The organism is Dyadobacter sp. HNCC25DJ183, assembly GCF_056895175.1.
On sequence record NZ_JBXHAP010000001.1, the window covers coordinates 691,484 to 712,123 of the forward strand.

Sequence of the window (20,640 nt, forward strand, 5' to 3'; positions counted from 1 at the left end):
CACACTATATGAAAACCTCCCTCTCCCACCTTCCCGAAGAAAAGCAAGAAGAATTACAAACAATCACCCAGATCATCCTCGAAAAAATCCCAGCCGAAATGATTATCCTTTTCGGTAGTCACGCGCGTGGTGATTGGGTGGAGGATTTTCAGGAGCATACTCAGTATGTAAGCGACTACGATATATTAGTTATCGCCAAAGACAGGAAATCTGCAAAAGCTGACGAAAAGTGGTGGAACCTGAAAAAGGTTATAAATAACAATGGTGAGCAAACAAATATCAGCCTTATTCATCACGGTATTGGCTTTGTCAACAATGCGATTGAGCAAAATCAATATTTCTTTGTCGATATTTTAAAAGAAGGGATAATGCTTTTCAATTCGGGAAATTTTACTTTATCCGAGCCAAAGAACATGAATCCTGAGGAAAGACAAAGAAAAGCATTGGATCAGTTTGGCCCTTGGTTTAAGTCTTCAAGCCGGTTTTTAGAAGGCTTTGAAATGTATTTTCAGAAAGGAGAAGATGATCCCGAGTATTATAAAGAAGCTGCTTTTTTACTACATCAAGCTACTGAGAGATTCTACGTTGTCATTCTTTTGGTCTTCACAGATTACAAACCAAAAATTCACGATATAGAGGAATTGGGAAAGCAAGTTGAAAAACTTAATTCCGCCTTTGAATCGGTTTTCCCGAAAAACACTCCTGTGAAAAAGCGATTATTTGAGCTTTTGCAGAAGGCGTATATCGATTCTAGGTATAATATGAATTACAAGATTGAGAAAGAGGAATTGGAATATTTATCCGAGCGCGTGAAAGTGCTGCGGGATTTGACAGAGCGGATTTGTATGGAGCGGATTGGGGAGTTTATGGAAAAATAAAAATGATAACCTTAAAGCTTTATAGCTCAGAGGCAACCCTTTTCCGAACATTTGCGACATAATTTACAGTTACATCTAGAAAGACAGCGATCTGCTCATCAGTGAGCGATGATAGCTTGATCATTCTTTTTATAGCATCAAGGGCTTTTTCCTCCTGGCCCTCCTTCCGGCCTTTTTCTACGAATTGTTCTAAGGTGTCCATAATCGATTCTTTGTTTGGAAATGGTGGTAACGATGTAATCAGTTCTAAAAATTGTTCCCTACCTAGCGGATTCCCTACTAATGTATAAACTATCAAAGTGTTTAGCAAGTTCTTCTCCATGTCGCTTCCCAGCGTTAATATCGTGGGAATTAGTGCATTCAAATGTTCTTTAAACGCACTGTATTTCATCGCCAGAAACGATGCAGCCAGAAATCTGTTATGCAATGCTACAATATCCTCATCTGGAATCTGGCCCAGATTGTGAAAAATATACTGATAGTCAGGCACAAATCCTTGCAACACTGGTTCCAGATCTTCGAAGAGATCCACCAGCGTTTTGTACTCCCAGCGGTCTTTGCCGTGATAAAGTAGTATTGGGATGATCAGTGAGGGGCTTTCCTTGTTGCCGATTTGTTTCAGAAGTCCGGAGAAAATGTAACTCCCAATCTGGATCGGCACGTATTTGTCGACGTAGCTCTTATGCTCCACTAACAGTGAGATTTTTACTTCGCCTTTCCCGCCTGCCCTCTTGCAGGTGTACACAATGTCCGAAATGGACTTTTGCAGCTCCTTAGAAACGTATGTGTCCGGAAGTTGTTCGAGAGTCGAAAAATCGAGCAGATCCTGGATGTTTTGCGGGAGGCAGGTCCGGAAATAGTCCAGGGCGATCTCCTTGTTGGCCATGATGGCTCTTAGGAAGGTGTCGTGTTTTTGTGTGTGTTTGTCCATGCGGCAAATATAGAAGTTTGGCACGTATCTAATTCCAAGGCTGTGATCTCTGGTGTTTGCAAGCTCTGCGAAATTCAGGATATACTATATCAGGAAATTAGGTTGAAGGCAGGCAAGTTAAAAAGAACCATTTGCAGCCCACGCCTAGCTCCGGAGGAGCACCCTGCCGCTCTGCGGCTGACTTCTATTTCCACGTATCCGCCGGATACCTTCTATATTTTACCATTTCACAAACAGGAAATTTCCCAAAAACCTCCGTTACCTTTCTTTTTGGATCGACAATATTATTTTTTTCTTACGAAAATATTTTACTTTTGATAAAAACATTATATTTGTTTCGATACCTTTCGATTCAATCATTTCTAGACCACTAACCTTCCTATCTTATGGGAAACAAAATGTTTACTGAAAGTTTTAGTTATTTCCGCAGTACTGGCGGAGTGCCGCTGCGGATGCTTTTCGCAGTGTTGTTTCTGTTTTTATGTTGCAGTCCAGGACAGGCGCAGAATGCCGGACGGGCGGGGCAAGTTGCTGTAAGCGGACAGGTTACCGAGAAATCTACCGGCGAGCCGCTGGTCGGTGTATCGGTTCGTGTAAAGAATAGCACCGACGGGGTGGTTTCCGATGCGGATGGAAAGTACAGCATTCAGGTGCCGGCAAACAGCACTTTAGTGTTTACGTATATAGGCTATGGTGATGTGGAAGAGGTGGTAGGAAACCGTTCCAAAATTTCACCCCAGCTTGAATCCAGCGACAAATCGTTAAATGAAGTTGTCGTAGTTGGTTACGGAAGCCAGTCCCGGCGTGAGGTTACAGGTTCGGTCGTTTCAGTCGGCGCGAAGCAGATCCAGGACAGACCCGTGGTTTCTTTTGGTGAGGCATTGGCCGGACAAGTGGCCGGGGTGCAGATCCAGCAGACGTCGGCAGCACCGGGCGGTGGTTTGTCGATTAAAATCCGCGGTACAGGATCTATTACGGCAGGTATACAACCTTTATATGTGGTCGACGGCGTGCCGCTCGATAACTCGGTAACCAATGCGGCGGCACAGGGCGGTGATATCGGGAGCCAGTCTCCGGTAAACCCGCTGGCCAGCATTAACCCGGGCGATATCCAATCTATCGACATCTTGAAAGATGCAGCGGCGACTTCCATTTACGGATCGCGCGGCTCCAATGGTGTGGTGATTATTACTACCAAGCAAGGTGCGGCAGGTAAATCGCAGATCAGCGTGAATGCGAGCTACGGTTTCCAGCGGATTGCAACGAGAGTTGGCCTGATGACTAACGAAGAATATGCACGCCGCCAAATCGATATCCGGAACAACGATTGGGTACGCGCAGGCGGAAAAGCGACAGACCCTAACTCGGTTCGAAGCGGGCCGGGCTTCAAAATTCCCGAAGAATTCAAAAATCCATCCGCCTACCCTTATACTGACTGGCAGGATGAACTTTACCGCAGCGCGCCCATGCAGAATTACCAGATCGCGGCTTCGGGCGGAACGGAAAGTGCACGTTATTACGTATCCGGTAACTACCAGAACCAGGAGGGGATTATTGTCAATTCCGGCTTCAAAAAATATGCATTCCGTTTGAATGTAGACGCAAAAGTAACGGATAAAATCAGGGTTGGCGCCCGCGTGGCCCCATCTTACACCAACAACCGCATTGCTACGTCGGGTGGTATCCAGGATTACGGCGCGGTAGCTGTAACGGTGATGTCGACCCCGGGCTTTTATCCGGTTAGAAATGCGGACGGCTCTTATGCAAGATCTTTCACACTACATTACGACGATGGTACCACGCAGAACATCATTTATAACAATGCACTCGCATTTGGTGAAGGGATTCAGAATACAATGAACCAGTTCAGCACCGTCGGAAGCTTGTTTACTACTGTTGATATCTTGAAAAACCTGCAATTCAAAACCAGCATCAATGCGGATGTGAATACATTCAGTAACAACAAGTTTTCTCCGTCATACATCAGTGTAAATCCGTCTAACGGTCAATCTTTTTCATCCGCCAACATCAGCTGGATCAATGAAAATACGCTGACTTACGACAATTCGTTTGCAGAAAAACACCATGTAAATGTTTTAGTGGGTGTGACAGGACAAAAATCCTCATTCAATTCTACTTCGGTCAGCGCAAACTCATTCCCGAACGACCTTGTGCCTACATTGAATGCAGGTATTATTACTGGCGGAGGTTCGAGCCGCTCGCAGTGGACGCTCCTCTCCTTCCTGAGCCGCGCGACTTACAATTACGACGAGAAATATTTCCTGACAGCCACTTTCCGCCGCGACGGTTCATCACGTTTCGGAGCTGACAACAAATGGGGTAATTTCCCTTCTGTTTCGGCCGGATGGAGGATCGGACAGGAGAAATTCCTGGCTAATGTACCAACCATCAGCGAGCTGAAAGTCCGGGCGAGCTATGGGATGATCGGTAACAACCAGATCCCCGACTACGCATCTGTGGGACTGATCTACGGATCCAATTACATTCTCGGATCAGGGGACGGCGGGATCGTCAATGGTCTGGCGCAGGGCTCGCTGGGCAACTCGATTTTGGGTTGGGAAAAAGCCAGAGAATTTGATTTAGGAATTGATCTGGGATTATTCCAGAACCGCCTGTTCCTGAATGTCGATTACTATAACAAGCTGACTTCCGACCTTCTCCTCAATGTGCCCGTGCCGCTTTCAACCGGTTTTGAAACTGCATTGCGTAACCTGGGAAGTCTGCGTAACAAGGGGCTTGAATTTGCCGTGGAAACAAGAAATTTTGCGCGGAAAAATTTCACCTGGAATACCAACGCAAACATTTCATTTAACACGAATACCGTAGAATCACTCGGAGCAAGCGGCGCGCCGATCATCGTGGCCAACCGTGCGCAGGAAAACTCCCTGACCCACATTACGCAGATCGGCAAACCACTGGGCAGTTACTACGGCCTTGTTTTCGAAGGCATTTACAACACACGGGCGGAAATAGACGGTTCTGCACATTTGCCGAACACATTCCCGGGTGATGTCCGTTTCAAAGACCTGAACGGAGACGGGCAGATTAACGATCTTGACAGGACGATCATCGGAAACAACCTGCCGAAGTTCACCTACGGTATTACGAACACCTTGAATGTCGGTAGTTTCGACTTCGGTGTATCGCTGCAAGGTGTACAGGACGTGGATGTGCTTAACCTGACCAAGCGGAGCGTTTACCGCAACAATGCGTCGATTTCCAACAACTACTGGCGCTCACCCGAAGAGCCTGGCGATGGCAAAACGTGGGGACCGAATAACAACGCGATCAACCGCAACATCTCATCGTACTACGTAGAAGATGCGTCTTTCCTTCGCGTCAGAAACGTGACGATCGGATATCGTTTCGACAAGATATTTGGTGGAAAAGTGGTTAAGAATGCACGGGTATATATGAACATTCAGAACCTGTACACTTTCACGAAATACAGCGGATATAACCCTGAGGTGAATACGACCGAAGGCGACCCGTGGATTTCTTCTGCACTGACGCCGGGTATGGATTATGGTACCTACCCCGTGGCAAGAGCATTTGTATTTGGCCTTAACCTTGGTTTCTAATTCAACCCGGACCACCCTTTAACATTGATGATGATGATCTCAAAAAATATTAAAATAGCTGTCGCTCTGGTTGTTCTGGCTTTTTCAGGAACCTCCTGCGAAGACTTTCTCGAATCAAAACCTATCTCACAAATCGGCGAAACGGACTTTTTCAAGACTGAGTCCGACTTCGGCCAGGCCGTCGTGGGATCTTATTCTGCGCTGGCACAGGTGTACTCCGGCAATGGATACTATCACCTGCTGGTAGACCTTCGCTCCGACAATACCAGCGAGCTGGTAGCCGGAGCCTCGGGTAATGATGCAAAAAAGAACATTGACGAATTCCGTGAAACAACCGACAATGAGCACCTTACCGCATTCTGGCAAAACAGCTACAACCTGATTGCAAGAACAAACAGCATCCTCGTCCGCATTGATGCCTCCCCCGTGGCGGACAACATGAAAAAGCAATACACCGGCGAATCACTTGCCATGCGGGCACTCGCGTACTTCAACCTGGTGCGTTTCTTCGGCGGTGTGCCGCTGGTAACGGAGCCGGTTACGGATATCGATGCGAGCTACAATGTGGGCCGTGCGAGTGTTCAGGAAGTGTATGCACAGATTGAAGCGGATCTGGTGAAAGCACAGGAACTGGTACCTGCCTCCTACGATGATGCCAATGTGGGAAGAATTACAAAAGGTGCGGCGCAAAGCCTTCTGGGACAAGTTTACCTCACGCAGAAAAAATACGCCGAGGCGGCGGCAGAGTTCAAAAAGGTGGTAACGTCTGGTACTTACAGCCTGCTTCCTGTGTATGCGGACTTGTACAAAGCCGGTCAGCAGGGAAACCCGGAAGCTATTCTGCAGATCCAGTACAAAGGTGCGGCAAATGGTCTTGGATCAAACCTGCCCAACCACTTCGCGCCTACCGGCTCGGAAGGTATCACCATTCCGTCGGGTGGAGCTTACGGGTTTAACCAGCCTACTGACGATATCGCTGCGGCTTATACCAAGGGCGATGTACGCAGGAACAATATCGCTGACGGTTATATGCTCAATGGTGCGATGGTGGCAGCGAAATATGTGCGCGGCTATGTGGAGCGCGAAACGGGCGGCGGGTTTGGTGACTCAGGAGCGGATTGGTACGTAGTCCGCTATGCCGACGTGCTGCTGAATTACGCCGAGGCGATTAACGAAGCCGGCAAAGCACCCAATGCAGATGCTTATGCGGCGATCAACCTCGTGCGCAAACGGGCGGGACTGACGGACCTGAGCGGGCTTACCTACGAAACGTTCAAGACAGCCGTTTACAATGAGGAAAGACTCGAATCACCATTTGAAGGACACCGCTGGTTTGATCTGCTGCGCACTGGTCGCGCGATGGAGGTGATGAATTCAAAACTATCCGGTCCAGGCAAGCCGACGGTAGGCGTCTCCACGCCGATTAAAGAATACCAGCTCCTCTACCCGATCCCTACGCTTGTGGTTACGACCAGCAGTCCGGCCATCACGCAAAATCCGGGGTATTAAGAGCTATCCAATTTTTATAGATCCTGAACAAAAGAGTAGCTGGCGCGAGCTGGTTACTCTTTTACTTAACCATTAAAGATTTTCTTTTGAACACGACTCACATGTACCGGAAGATTTTTCTATTGATCCAATGCTGCTTTCTGATCCAGTTTGCGACCTATGCGCAAATGGCGGCTTCTAAAAAATTACCAATCAACAAAATGCAGCCCGGATCTGGGTTACTGCCGCTGCCGCAGCAAATGCGGCTGGGCGATAAAAGGTTTGTAATTGGTAAAAACTGGACCGTTGTAGCAGATCCTTCACTGGTAAAAGAACAATCTGTGCTGAGCTTGCAGGAGGGACTCAGGGAGGTAAACCTTCCATTGAATGTAGTCGGAAACATAGCCGCTGCTGGCAAGTCGCCTGTGATCCAGCTTGTTGTTCAAAAAGGTTCGGTTGAAATCGGAAGCACTGTTGATACGAACAGCGTGGCACTGGCGCGGCAGGCTTATAAGTTGAGTTTGAAGCCCGGGTCAGTGACCATTTCAGCCAATGCGCCGCAGGGTTTGTATTATGGTGTTCAAACTTTTTTACAATTACTTAAAACAGAAAAGCAGCTTCCCGAGGGTGAAATCACCGACTGGCCGAATGTGGAATTGCGCATGATTTACTGGGACGACGCGCACCATTTGGAGAAAATGCCTGCCTTAAAGCGCATTATCAAACAAGCTTCTACTTATAAAATCAATGCATTTTCCATTAAGCTCGAAGGTCACTTCCAATACAAATCCGCGCCTGCAATTGTAGAACCCTATGCATTAACCCCGCAGGAATACCAGGAACTGGCCGATTTTGCCAAAGCACATTACATTGATCTGGTGCCTTTTCTCGACGCACCCGCGCACGTTTCGTTTATTCTGAAACACCCGGAATACAAACATTTGCGATTAATCGAGGATATTAACTACCAGTTTTCAGTCACTAATCCGGAAACATACAAGCTGCTCGACAACATGTTCGGCGAGCTGATCAATGCAAGCAAGGGCAGCGAGTACATTCTGCTTTCCAATGATGAGGCTTATTATACGGGTAAAGCACCTTCGGAAAAAGCGATGGCAGATAGCCTGGGTGGAAACGGGAGGTTACTGGCCTGGTTTATCAAGAAAATGGCCGACCGGTTGCACGAGCAGGGCCGCAAGGTTTTGTTCTGGGGCGAATTTCCGTTGCGGAGAGAAGATATCACTGCGCTGCCTTCGCATCTGATCAACGGGGTTTATAATAAGTCGATAGCGGCTGACTATAAAAAACATGGCATCAGGCAAACCGTCTACACAGCCACGCAAGGCGCCGAGCCTATTTTTCCAAATTATTACCCGTTGCACACCAAAACAGAGACAATGGCCGACGGGAGCGACCGCTCCTCGGGCCGGGTTGCTGGTATGTTCCGGGAAATCGGAACTGCATTCCAGGATAACCTGTCCTCATTTATGGGTGTAATTATTGCCGGCTGGGCAGATGCCGGGCTGCATCCCGAAACATTCTGGCTGGGCTACGCGACGGCCACAGCCGCAGGTTGGAACAATAAAAACCTCACGCCGGCAGACGCTTCCGCTCGTTTTATGACTTCATTTTACGGCCCCAAACAAAAAGATATTGATAGCATTTACCACGTTCTGAGCGAGCAGGCAGAGTTTCATACAAACAGCTGGGACTGGATCCCGTCCAAATGGCGGCCACAAATCAAGGGTAACTCGGACAGCCTTTTCCTGCAGGATGAAAGAGACCAAACCCTGCCCCTGCTGCCTGTTCCGGCGGCTGGTACATTGGCCATCGCAGACAGCGCATATCCCGTGAACGCAAAACGTTTGGCAACCGCAAAAGCAATGCTGCCGCGCAATGCTTACGCGCGTCAATTGCTTCAAAAAAATAAATCGCTTGCCAAAAACCAGCTTTACAACCTGGAAGTACTGGAATCGGTAGCGGCGATTTGCGGACAGAATCTTCGTATGCTGGTTGCATTGAACAAGGTAACGGACCTTTTGAAAGAAGCCGCTGCGGCGAAAGCGAACCCTAAAATGGCGGTTCAGAAGCTGGACGCGGCGATGAATCTGGTCAGCAGAATGAAAACGCAACGCGACAGTACATTTGCATTGGTTGAAAAAACGTGGTTTAAAGAATGGCAGCCGCTGGTAGAAGAAGCCAACGGACGCAAATTCCTGCACCAGGTAGACGATATCAAGGATCACCAGCCTGTGCGTACCACCGATCTCAGCTACCTCATTTACCGCGAACTACACTACCCGCTCGATCAGTGGTGGAACGATGTAAAAAAGGTAAGGAACGAATATGCGCAGCAACATCAGTTACCGCTGATGAACAAGGATCTGGAATGGCAACAGTACAGATAAGCCGGAATTGGAAAGCTTTCAATTCCGGTGATTGTTACGGAAAAAGGTTTGCAGCAGCGACAGGATCTTGTTTTCTGAATGTTGGTCGATGTACGGATTATTTACAAACAGAAGCTGATCCTTCAACTCGTCCATATTCCGGGTATTGGTTGTAATGTACCCCATAGACCATTTTTCAAACGATCTCGCATTTACCTCGCCCTGAAAAAGCGTGATCACCTGCGTGTGGCGCCCATCATTTTTTATTTTGTCAAATAACGGAGTCACAGTATCCTTCGGTCCTTCGAGGACTTGAATGATACTGCCGTTACAATACAGCAATGCACCCGTAATATCCAGCGAAGCATTGTTCTTTCGGCTTTGTTCGAGTATTGCACCTAACTCCGGCTCGTCTGCGAGCGTCTTCGCTGAACTCAAATAAACTATGGAGTGAATCATGAAGTAGTTTGTAGAATAATATGTCACCTAAGGTAAGATAAAGTTTTGTAGGCAACATTCGTACCAATGCTTTATTGACCGCAATGCACATCAGCGCGGGCATTGCTGCATTACTCCCTCTCGCGTCATTACCATTCCCTTAAACGTCATTTTTGCTATTTGGCGGCACCTATATTTGCACTCAATATAATTAGTCTAAATAAGGTGCAACTAAATTTACTCTTCACGGCATTACTTACCCTGCTACATATCACGTCCGCTGCACAGACTGCACCGAAAACGGCAACGATCAAGGGCACAGTAAAGGATGATAAAGGTTCGGTGATCAGCTTCGTGACGGTCCGCATTGACGGTACCAGCATTGCTACTTTCTCTGAGACCGATGGTACGTTCCAGCTGAAAGAGGTGCCTTACGGAAATCAGGATCTTGTAATCACATCCGTTGAGATCAAATCAAAAACAACGAAAATCCACGTTCACAAGCCTCTGCACGAGATTAATCCGGTGGTAACGCGGACTGCTCTGGACCTCAATGAAGTACAGATCGTTCAAAAAACCGAAAAGAAGAAAATCGAAACGACGGGATTTGCCGTGGCAGTCATTGAAACCAAAGAAGCCTCCCTACGCAACCTGACCACCAACGAACTGCTCGACCGGGCCGTAGGGGTGCGTGTTCGTCAGAATGGCGGTATTGGCTCGCGGGTTGAGTATAACTTGAATGGAATGTCGGGCAGTGCTGTGGGGATTTTTCTTGACGGGATCGAAATATCCACTTACGGGTCTTCCTTCAATCTGAACAACATTCCGCCGGCGATGATCGAACGCATTGAAGTGTACAAAGGAGTACTACCCTCCCACCTCACAGGCGATTACGTGGGGGGCGCGATCAACGTGGTGTTGAAAAAAGATGCTTCGCAGAACAACATTACGGCCGCTGTGGCTTACGGTTCGTTCAATACATTCCAATCTGACATTTCAGGGATTTACCGTAATAAACAAACCGGCTTTTCGACGAGGGTTTCGGGATTTTATACGTATACAGACAATAGTTACACTACCTGGGGCAAGTTTTCCAAGTTTGTACATCCGGACAGAACATTGGAGCGCTACTATCGCGCCAGGAGGTTCAACAATCAGTACAAATCCATCGGGGGGCGGTTTGAAGTCGGGTTTACCAATGTAAAATGGGCTGACCAGTTCTTCCTAGGTTACAATGTCTCAGATACTTACAGCGAAATACCGCACGGAACTACCATGGCGCGGCCTTATGTCGGCAGGTTTGGCGAGTACCGCGCCAATGTCGTGAGCCTGAACTACAACAAAAATAACTTCCTGGTGAAGGGATTGGCAGTCAATGTGAATGCGGTAAGAAGTTACCGGAGCACTTACGTGCAGGACACGGTCGGGCAGGTTTACAACTGGGACGGAAACCCTAGAATGCTGATCAGAAACGGGCAGATCGTGCCGGTGCCGCCTACGCCGGGAATGGGACAGCAGGGCGAAAAGAGCATTGTGGAAGTGAACCGGCAAATCACCAACATGCGGACCAACCTGGGTTACACGCTTTTCCCCGGTCACCGCATTTCCCTGAACCACAAGCTGGAAACGACCGACAGGGACGACAATGACCTGCTTAATCCTGAGAAGAAGGAAATGGTAACGGTAAGCAGCGTGATGAATAACATCCTCGCGATGAACTACGAAGCCCAGTTTTTTAACGATAAACTAAAAACCAACCTGCTCGGAAAATACACTTCCAACAGGACCATTCAAACACGGCCGGAGCTGGTGGAACAAGACGGCGTGAATGTGGTGAACAGGGTGCAGAACAAGACTGTATACCACAACAAAGGCTACGGGGCGACGGTATCTTACAATGTATTTTCCAAAATGCATATCATCGGGTCCACGCAAAACGCCTACGTGGCGGCGACTGAAAACCAGCTTTACGGTGATCCTGAGAACAATATCCTTGAAAGTCCCGGCCTGATACCTGAAAAGAATGTGAACTACAATCTGGGTTTCCGGCACGGGCCGGTTCAGCTGGGCAAACACAAGATTACACTTTACGCCAGCGCATTCTGGCGCAACGGTTTCGACAAAATCACCCAACAGGCTGTGGAAGACCAGATCGTGCCGGGCCGGGAAAGTGATGCCGATATTCAGGTGACCAAGTTCGTCAACCTGGGCAGGACACAGTCGCGGGGATTTGAGGGTGAGATCATCTATGTGTATGACAATCGCCTGAATGCGCTCTTCAACTTTTCCAAGTTCAATACGCTGTTCAAGCAAAAGTTCGACCCGAAAGGCAAGCCGCACGACCTCTACAATTTGCAACTGCCCAACGAGCCTTTCTTCACCATGAACGGAAGTGTGCAGTACCGACTGAACGATAAAATTCAGAAAAGATCAATCCTCAATATCTACTATAACACAGGCTTTGTCGCTCCATTCCGGACCGTTTGGATGGAATCTGAGTGGTTTACGACGCCCACGCAGTTCTACCACGACTTAGGCGCGAGCTACCGGTTCCCGAATGGAAAGATGGTGGCCAGCTTCGATCTGAAGAACATTTTCAATGCAGAGATGTACGACAATTTCGGAGTGCAAAAGCCCGGTAGAAGCATTTCAGTTAAGTTAAATTATACAATCAGTAAATTTTTATAATCCCTTTTAAGATGAAAAAAAATCTGTTAAGTGCTGTGATACTAGGGTTTGCGCTGACGCTTTCGGGCTGTAAAGAGGACGTTACAGATCCGGATGGAGGCGGCGGCGAAACGCCGGCTGCAAGAGAATTCGTTTCACTCACAGCCTCGATCCCGGATGAAGCCGGAACAGCTGGTAACGGGGGTACAATGGCATATGCGATCACCCACGCACAGGCAATCGACCCCAACTTTTCGATCAATATTTACCAGAACGGATTTGGGTTAAGATCAGCGCGTACTGCCCGCGTGCAGGCTTCCGAAAACGGGACCGAACTGTACAACATTCAGTATACCGGCGAGGACGGCGGTGTTTTCAATAAATACCTTGTAAAAGGCGGCAAGGATTACCAGGATACAGGCAATGAACTGGACTTGTCGGACATCATCGGGACTTCTCCGCGCTGGACGAAAGCGGCTGAGAACATTGGTATCGGCGTGCATTTGACAGGGAGTACGACGGTAACGGAGGGTGCCGCTCCCAACCATATTTTTAAATATACGAGGGGAAAAGTAAGGATCGCAGTAATCGATCTGGAAACAGCGAGGGTACCTAACTCCACTGAATTTGACTTCCCGCTCCCGGCAGAACTGGAAGCGCAGGGTTACTCGGTAGGACGCATTGATGTGCCGGTTTTGAATGAGGATAAGTCCAAAATTTTCATTGGTTGCAATGTGAGCAAAATTGACCCGACCAAATTGTCTTACAATGCAAGCGGAGCGCCGGTATGGGCGAATGACGCCGAAAACAGAACAATCGGAACTACAACGCTCGTGGTGGATTATCCTTCTTTGCAAAATCCCAAACTGATTTACTCCACCCTTTCGAAAACCAACAACCATTCATACCGCACCATGACGCAGTATGTAGGGAATGATGGTCACGTTTATCAGGCTACTGCCACGGGCGGAAAAGATATTTTACGCATTAATAAAAGCACAAACGATTACGACAGCGGCTACCATTTCAATCTGGATGAGGCGCTTAACCTGACAGATACCCGCATTCAGGCTTGGAGGTACATTCAGGACGGGATCGGTCTGGTACTGTATAACATCGCAGGCGAAGGCGGCTACATTGCCCTGATCGACCTCAATGCAAAAACCGCGACCAAGATCAGCAATGATTACGAAGCAGGACTGGATTTTGGTCAGTATCAAAACCTCGCTGTGAGCGGAGATTACGTTTACGTACCACTTACTCCGACTGGCGCAGCAGGTAAATTGTACGTAATCAATTGGAAAACGAAGGAAGTGATCAAAGGAAGCACATTGACCGGTCAGTCAGGATCGAGTTACCTGGGTTCATATTAACAGAATGCGACTCACGCATTTAGCAAAAAAAGGCCTGCTGGTGAGTCACCGGCAGGCCTTTTTTGTTGCATTGAAAAATCAGGGATGGCCACTGCCACCAGCAGCGCCGTAGATTTGCCCCGTAGAATAGCTCGCACGTTCGTCGGCAAGCTGCACGTATATCGAAGCCAGCTCTGCCGGTTGGCCTGGTCTGCCCAGTGGTGTAGCCTGACCGAATTCAACGATCTTATCCTGTGGCTGTCCACCGCTCACCTGCAGCGGCGTCCACACCGGCCCCGGCGCAACGCCGTTGACGCGGATACCTTTAGGTCCCAGCTGTTTGGCAAGTGATTTCACAAATGCGACATTCGCTGCTTTGGTCTGCGCGTAATCAAACAGGTTTTCCGAGGGATCATAAGCCTGGACAGAAGAAGTTGCAATGATCACCGAGCCTGCGCCGAGGTGCGGCAAAGCAGCCTTTGTAATCCAGAATGGAGCATAGATGTTGGTTTTGATCGTAGCATCGAAACCTTCGGACGAAATGTCAAGCAGCGACTCGACAGCCTGCTGGTGCCCGGCATTGTTGACCAGAATATCCAGTCCGCCGAGCTTCTCTACTGCCTGAGAAACCAGCTCTTTACAAAATGATTCATTGGTAATATCTCCGGGAATACCAAACCCCTTCCTACCCTCTGCCTCGATCAGCGCGATCACCTCGTCGGCGTCGGATTGTTCGTCGGGCAGGTAATTGATGACCACATCGGCACCTTCTCTTGCATAAGCAATGGCAGCTGCACGCCCGATACCAGAGTCACCGCCGGTAATCAGCGCCTTTCTGCCCGCCAGCCTTCCTGCACCTTTATAGCTTTCTTCGCCGTGATCAGGTTTGGGGTCCATTTTGGACGCAAGTCCTGGTACCTGCTGTGGTTGTTTGTTAAATGGTGGTTTCGGATATTTTTCTACCGGATTTTGAAGCGATACATTGATTGTTTCAGACATGTTGATGAAATTATATTAAGAAAATAATTACACAGGCCAGCGAACCAGCCTGTTTCCCTATCTCCTAATAAAACTTTGCCAACTGTTGTTCCGAACCGGATATTACCTCCTCCAAACCACGGGAAGAAAGCGCAATCGATTCCATTATTCACTTCTGAGAGACTTAATAGGGTTCATCAGTGCTGCTTTGATACTTTGGAAGCTGATGGTTAAAACGGCGATCAGCACGGACAGCAAACCTGCGAGAACAAACATCCACCATTCGATATCGATCCTGTAAGCGAAACCTTGCAGCCACTTGCTCATCAGCCACCACGCGGCGGGAGAAGCGAGCACGATGGATATGGCAACCAGTTTCAGAAAGTCTTTGGATAACAGCCCCACAATCCCGGCCACCGAAGCGCCCAGCACTTTACGCACGCCGATCTCCTTGGTACGCTGCTCGGCAGTGAATGTCGTCAGGCCAAACAAACCGAGACAAGAAATGAAGATTGCCACGAATGCAAAATAGCTCGATAGCTTGCTCACCACCTGCTCACTCTGATATTGTCGCGCATATGCCTCATCAGTGAACGAATAAGTGAAAGGAAACCTGGGATTGAGCTGTGTGCAAAGCCTCTCCATCGCAGTAATCGCTTCCGTCGTTTTCCCTGCTTCAATGCGGACGATCGCATTTCCCGAAACCCTGTTTGCGCCGAGATATGCGATCAGCGGGCGAATGCTGGTGTGCAGTGACTGAAAATGAAAATCCTTCAAAATGCCAACAATATGCCCCTTCCTGCCTCCCCAGCTCAGTTCTCTCCCGATCGGGTCTTTGTACCCGATTACTTTGAGCGCCGCTTCATTGATCAGGAACCCCGACGAGTCTGTCGGGAATTGTTTTGAAAAGTCGCGTCCTTCGGCCACTTGCAGGTTCATTGTTTTGACAAAATCATAACCAACTCCCAGAGGCGTAAACCGTACCTTATCACCGGGATCGCTCCCCAACCACGTGATTCCCTCCGTTCCTGAACCATTAGAGGCAGGCGATTCAGTCATGTGGGATACCTCTTTGATGCTCGGGATATCCAGCAGCGCGTCGTGGAGCAAGTGATAGTTTTTAGCCAAATCACCCTCCAATGGAAAATAAATGAGGTTTTCGCGGTCGTAGCCCAAGTTTTTTGTTTGTACAAACTCTACCTGTCTGTAAATAATGATCATTCCCACGATCAGGATAATTGACAAACCGAACTGAAATACGACGAGTCCTTGTCTCAGGAAAACGGATTTTGTGTCGAACCTCAATGTGCCTTTCAATACCCGGACGGGGCTGAGCGAAGACAGGAAAAAGGCGGGATAGCTTCCGGCAACCAGCCCGGTGACCACAAGCAAACCTGCCAGCGCTCCCCAAAATGAAGGCTCCCGGAACGGCAGCATAATCTGCTTCTCTGTAAGATTATTGAATGCAGGCAATGCGAGCGCAACCAGCAAAACGGCCAGCAGCACAGAGAAAACCGTCAGCAAAATCGCCTCCCCCATGAACTGCCCCACGAGCATGGAACGCATTGCGCCTACTACTTTACGAACACCCACTTCTTTCGCGCGCTTCGCCGAACGCGCTGTGGCCAGGTTCATGAAATTAATGCAGGCAATAAGCAGGATAAAAATCGCTACAAAGCTGAACAGACGCACATATTCAATGCGCCCGCCGTCCATTTTTGCGTCCTTGATATTGCTGTTGAGATAATATTCGTGAAATGGCTGCATAGCCAGCTGCGTTTTAAAACTCTTGCCCGGGTCACGGTTTAATTTATCCAGAAGGTGAGTAAGCTTGGCTTCCACTTTGGCAGGATCAGCATCCGCGCGGAGCATAAAAAAGGTTAGCGGATCGGTAGTACCCCAGTCTTTGGCCCAATCATTATCGGCTACAAAACCGTCCCAGTTTTGAAGGCAGTCGAATTTCAATGTGCTGTTTCCGGGTATGTTTTCAAAAACCGCGCTCACCATGAGATCTTTCCGGTTATCGAGCCGGATTGCCTTGCCCATTGCCGCCTCCGGACTCCCGAAGAAAGTAATGGCCATATTTCTGGAAATCGCCAGGTTGTTCGGGTCTTTCAAGGCTGCATCAGGCGTTCCCTGCAAGAGTTGAAAGCTGAACATTTTGAAAAAATCGGCACTTACTGCATTGGTAAGCTGTTTGTTGATCTTATCGCCTACCGAAAAGGTCTGGTTACTGGACCATTCAAATGGCGTTGAAAGTTGTATTTCGGGCACCGATTTCTTTAACTCCTCTGCCAACGGACCGGGTGTCCAGATCACACCCTGGACTTTTCCACTGAAATATTCCTTCATATAGATCCGGTACAACTGCTCCTTGTTAGCGTGAAAAGCATCAACGCTCAATTCGTCTTTGATCCAGAGCATGATCATCAGGCTGCACGCCATTCCCAATGCGAGACCAAGCACATTGATGCTTGAAAAAGTCTTGCTTCGGGCAAGGTTGCGGAAGGCGATCTTGAAGTAATTGCGTAGCATATTGGAGCGGGTTAAAGAAGAATGGCTACTCACACGGAGATTTCTCCTATGTGATCAATTAAATGCCGTGCCATTTTTCGAACGTACCTTAAACGGCTGTCGACAAGCGTATTTGACCTATTTTCCAATACAAACCAGTCGCCGCATTGTTCACAACCGAACGCGGCGCTGTGCACTAGCGGACATTCTGTAAGTACAAACCGGGGTTTATGCGCCTTCCGGGCACATCGCAGAAATGGTAAGGTATTTGCCGGGATCCAGTGGCAAAGCGCTTGAACAAAAAGGACCTAACCCTGATCAATATGCTACAAAACTACATCAAAGTCGCGTTTCGGAACCTCGCTAAAAACAGCACGTATTCCGCGATCAATATCGCCGGTTTGTCCATTGGTATGACGACGGTCATCCTGATCAGTCTTTGGATGTGGGACGAGCTTTCCTACAACAAATACCACCGAAACTATGACCGCATTGCGCGCGTCATGCAACATCAAACCTATAACGGTACTACTACCACGACGCAGGCCACTCCCCTGCCAATGCGGCAGGCGCTGGCCAATGAGCATGCCAGCGAATTCAGCCGCATTGCGTCCTCTTCATGGACCGAGGACCACATACTGGCTGTCGGGGACAAGAAAATTTCCAGAAAGGGAAACTGCGTGGAACCCGACTTTACCGCAATGATGTCACTCAGCATCACCAAAGGCACAGCAAGCGGCCTCAAAGATCCCTCCTCCACCCTGCTCTCCGAGTCGGTGGCTAAGGCGCTGTTTGGTGATGAAGATCCCATTAACAAGTCTGTCCGGGTTGACAACAAACGCTTTTTCAAGGTGACCGGCATTTATGAGGACATTCCGTTCGATACCGAGTTCCGGGAAGTGTCTTTTCTGCTGCCCTGGAAATACTTTGTAGAGGAAGAGCCCTGGGTCAAACGCTCCGAAACCAATTGGGGCAATAACTCATTTTTGTTGCTCGTACAAATCGCGCCACATACCAGCTTTGAGCAGGTAAGCGCCAAAATAGAGAAAATCAAAGCGCGTCACGCCAAAGAAGAAGCGAGATTTGATCCAAAAGCATTCCTGCACCCCATGAGCCGCTGGCATCTTTATTCGGAATGGGAAAATGGCGTGGCAGTCCGGGGACAGATTCAGTTTGTCTGGCTTTTCGGCATTATCGGCTTGTTTGTGCTGCTGCTTGCCTGTATCAATTTTATGAATTTATCGACCGCACGATCGCAAAAACGCGCGAAGGAAGTGGGTATCCGCAAGGCAGTAGGTTCACTGCGCAGCCAGCTCATTGCCCAGTTTTTTAGCGAATCCATGATGGTCGCTGTATTCGCATTTGTACTTGCGTTGCTGCTGGTGCAGCTGCTACTGCCGTGGTTTAACCAGGTTTCAGATAAACAGATCAGCTTTTCCTGGGACAATGCAGTCAGTTGGCTCGCCGGACTGGGCTTTGCATTGTTAACCGGTTTGCTTGCCGGAAGTTACCCTGCCTTGTACCTGTCGGGATTCCAGCCGGTGAAGGTGCTTACCGGTGCCGGCTCATCCTTGCTGGTCCGCGCAGGGAAGTTTGCGGCTATCCCGCGACAAACGCTGGTCGTCATTCAGTTTACCGTATCAGTGACACTGGTGATTGGCACGCTGGTGGTGTTGCGGCAGATCGATTATGCCAAGAACAGGCCCACAGGCTTTGACCGCTCAGGATTGCTTTCTGTGGCAATCAACACGCCCGATCTGCAAAAACATGCTTCGGCACTCCGCCAGGAACTACTGCAAACCGGCGCTGCCGTGAATGTGGCGAAGTCGTCGAGTCCGGCATCTGAAGTATGGAGCAGCGACGCGAGTTTCAACTGGCCGGGTAAAGATCCTGATCAGCTCGGCGATCTCGGAACTGTAGGCATTACCCCCGAATACGGCAAAACCATCAACTGGCAAATCAAGGAAGGCCGCGACTTCTCCACCGACTTTTCCTCAGACCGCCTTGGCATGGTAGTAAATGAAAGCGCAGTTCGGTTTATGGGGCTCAAAAAGGCGGTAGGTACTAATGTGCAGTGGAATGGCGATCAATATACCATTGTGGGTGTCATCAACGACGTGATTACTGGTTCACCGTTCATGCCCATTCAGCCCACGGTTTTTATGTTAAAAGAAGATTGGACCTCTTTCATCCACATCAGGCTTAATCCTGATCTCAATACAAGGGACGCACTTGCCAAACTTGCACCTGTTTTCAGGAAATACAATCCGGGAAGTCCGTTTGAATACAAGTTTGCCAGCGAGGAATACAAACGAAAGTTTTATGCAGAAGAAAGGATTGGCCAGCTCTCCACCACGTTTGCGTCACTGGCCATTTTCATCAGCTGCCTGGGTCTTTTTGGTTTAGCCTCCTTTTTCGCAGAACAACGGCAGAAAGAAATCGGCATTCGCAAGGTATTAGGCGCTTCGATAGCCGACCTTTGGCGGATGCTGACCAGGGATTTCGTGATTTTGGTATTGATCTCCTGCCTGCTTGCCACGCCGGTTGCCTACTACCTGATGCGCGACTGGCTGCAACAATATACTTACCAGACGAGTCTGTCCTGGTGGATTTTCGCAGCTGCGATCATGGGCGCTATGGCGATTACATTGCTCACCGTGAGCTTCCAGGCGATCAGGGCCGCATTGCTGAATCCCGTAAAATCATTGAAAAACGATTAGTCCGCTGGTCAGACTATCAACTTATACCCGATTCCGCGGATGTTAACGATCTGAATTTGCGGGTCTTCTTTAAGGTAGCGGCGCAGCCTGGTGATAAAAACATCCAGGCTGCGTCCATTGAAGAAGGAATCGTCGCCCCAAAGCTCCAGAAGCACCACATTCTTTTTCAGCACCTGGTTACGTAGCTGGTACAAACGGCGCAGCAGCTCTGCTTCCCTGTGCGACAATGCAATATCGTGTCCATCGATTGACAGGCGCTGCCTGGCCGGGTAGAAGGTGTACATGCCAATGTTAAAATGCGCATCATGCTCCGTTGCCGCGTTTCTTGGCCGGAGCAGCGCCTGAATGCGAACAACTAGCTCGTCGAGGCTGAAAGGTTTTTTGAGGTAATCATTCCCGCCCAGCTCAAAGCCTCTCACGACATCGGAAGTTTGCGAGCGCGCCGTCAGGAATATAATCGGTACATCTCTGTCCTGCCTGCGGATGTGCTCGGCCATTGTAAAACCGTCCATATCCGGCATCATCACATCTGCTACTATGATATCGGGCTGGTGCTCGGCAAACAGTAGCAAACCGGCGCTTCCGCTTTCCGCATAAAAAACGGTGAAGCCACGGTAGATCAGACTGTCTTTCACGATCATACCCAATGCGGCTTCGTCTTCGATAAGCAGGACTTTTGACATTG

At 48.9% G+C, this 20,640-nt stretch carries 12 protein-coding genes; 7 read left to right on the forward strand and 5 right to left on the reverse strand.

Translation table 11 applies throughout. The annotated features are described in order from the left end of the window. Positions 1-8 precede the first annotated feature (8 nt). The gene (locus AC1XTG_RS02825; protein WP_484840931.1) at positions 9-878 is read left to right on the forward strand and encodes a HEPN domain-containing protein; all 870 of its coding nucleotides are present in this window, start codon (positions 9-11) and stop codon (positions 876-878) included. A 19-nt stretch (positions 879-897) separates the two neighbouring features. Here the strand turns inward: AC1XTG_RS02825 and AC1XTG_RS02830 are convergent, their stop codons facing one another. Then, complete coding sequence (locus AC1XTG_RS02830) at positions 898-1,809, reverse strand: Rpn family recombination-promoting nuclease/putative transposase (protein WP_056287225.1); 912 nt, start codon at positions 1,807-1,809, stop codon at positions 898-900. A 386-nt stretch (positions 1,810-2,195) separates the two neighbouring features. Here AC1XTG_RS02830 and AC1XTG_RS02835 point away from each other — a divergent pair, with 386 nt between their 5' ends. The 3 genes from AC1XTG_RS02835 to AC1XTG_RS02845 all read left to right on the forward strand — a co-directional run bounded on the left by AC1XTG_RS02835 (position 2,196) and on the right by AC1XTG_RS02845 (position 9,307). Then, positions 2,196-5,411, forward strand: coding sequence for a SusC/RagA family TonB-linked outer membrane protein (locus AC1XTG_RS02835; protein WP_484840932.1), 3,216 nt, complete (start codon positions 2,196-2,198; stop codon positions 5,409-5,411). 33 nt (positions 5,412-5,444) lie between these two features. Next, on the forward strand, positions 5,445-6,920 hold the full coding sequence (locus tag AC1XTG_RS02840) for a RagB/SusD family nutrient uptake outer membrane protein (RefSeq protein ID WP_484840933.1): 1,476 nt from the start codon (positions 5,445-5,447) through the stop codon (positions 6,918-6,920). Positions 6,921-7,021: 101 nt separating this feature from the next. Continuing rightward, on the forward strand, positions 7,022-9,307 hold the full coding sequence (locus tag AC1XTG_RS02845; protein WP_484840934.1) for a glycoside hydrolase family 20 zincin-like fold domain-containing protein: 2,286 nt from the start codon (positions 7,022-7,024) through the stop codon (positions 9,305-9,307). Between the two features lie 18 nt (positions 9,308-9,325). On the opposite strand, the gene AC1XTG_RS02850 is transcribed toward AC1XTG_RS02845, so the two are convergent. Beyond that, positions 9,326-9,745 (reverse strand): BLUF domain-containing protein, encoded by a 420-nt coding sequence (locus AC1XTG_RS02850; protein ID WP_484840935.1) that lies wholly within the window; start codon positions 9,743-9,745, stop codon positions 9,326-9,328. 204 nt (positions 9,746-9,949) lie between these two features. On the opposite strand from AC1XTG_RS02850, the gene AC1XTG_RS02855 reads away from it, so the two are divergent. Both AC1XTG_RS02855 and AC1XTG_RS02860 read left to right on the forward strand, forming a co-directional pair. Beyond that, the gene (locus tag AC1XTG_RS02855; RefSeq protein WP_484840936.1) at positions 9,950-12,412 is read left to right on the forward strand and encodes a TonB-dependent receptor; all 2,463 of its coding nucleotides are present in this window, start codon (positions 9,950-9,952) and stop codon (positions 12,410-12,412) included. Positions 12,413-12,423: 11 nt separating this feature from the next. Next, entirely contained in the window at positions 12,424-13,764 is a 1,341-nt protein-coding gene (locus AC1XTG_RS02860; protein WP_484840937.1) for a hypothetical protein, read from the forward strand. A gap of 78 nt (positions 13,765-13,842) precedes the next feature. Here the strand turns inward: AC1XTG_RS02860 and AC1XTG_RS02865 are convergent, their stop codons facing one another. Both AC1XTG_RS02865 and AC1XTG_RS02870 read right to left on the reverse strand, forming a co-directional pair. After that, the gene (locus AC1XTG_RS02865) at positions 13,843-14,742 is read right to left on the reverse strand and encodes an SDR family oxidoreductase (RefSeq protein WP_484840938.1); all 900 of its coding nucleotides are present in this window, start codon (positions 14,740-14,742) and stop codon (positions 13,843-13,845) included. Between the two features lie 144 nt (positions 14,743-14,886). Beyond that, complete coding sequence (locus AC1XTG_RS02870) at positions 14,887-17,256, reverse strand: ABC transporter permease (RefSeq protein WP_484840939.1); 2,370 nt, start codon at positions 17,254-17,256, stop codon at positions 14,887-14,889. Between the two features lie 302 nt (positions 17,257-17,558). On the opposite strand from AC1XTG_RS02870, the gene AC1XTG_RS02875 reads away from it, so the two are divergent. Next, on the forward strand, positions 17,559-19,955 hold the full coding sequence (locus tag AC1XTG_RS02875; RefSeq protein WP_484840940.1) for an ABC transporter permease: 2,397 nt from the start codon (positions 17,559-17,561) through the stop codon (positions 19,953-19,955). 8 nt (positions 19,956-19,963) lie between these two features. On the opposite strand, the gene AC1XTG_RS02880 is transcribed toward AC1XTG_RS02875, so the two are convergent. Further along, a complete protein-coding gene (locus AC1XTG_RS02880) occupies positions 19,964-20,638 on the reverse strand; it encodes a response regulator transcription factor (RefSeq protein WP_484840941.1) in 675 nt (224 codons plus the stop codon). Positions 20,639-20,640: the final 2 nt, after the last annotated feature.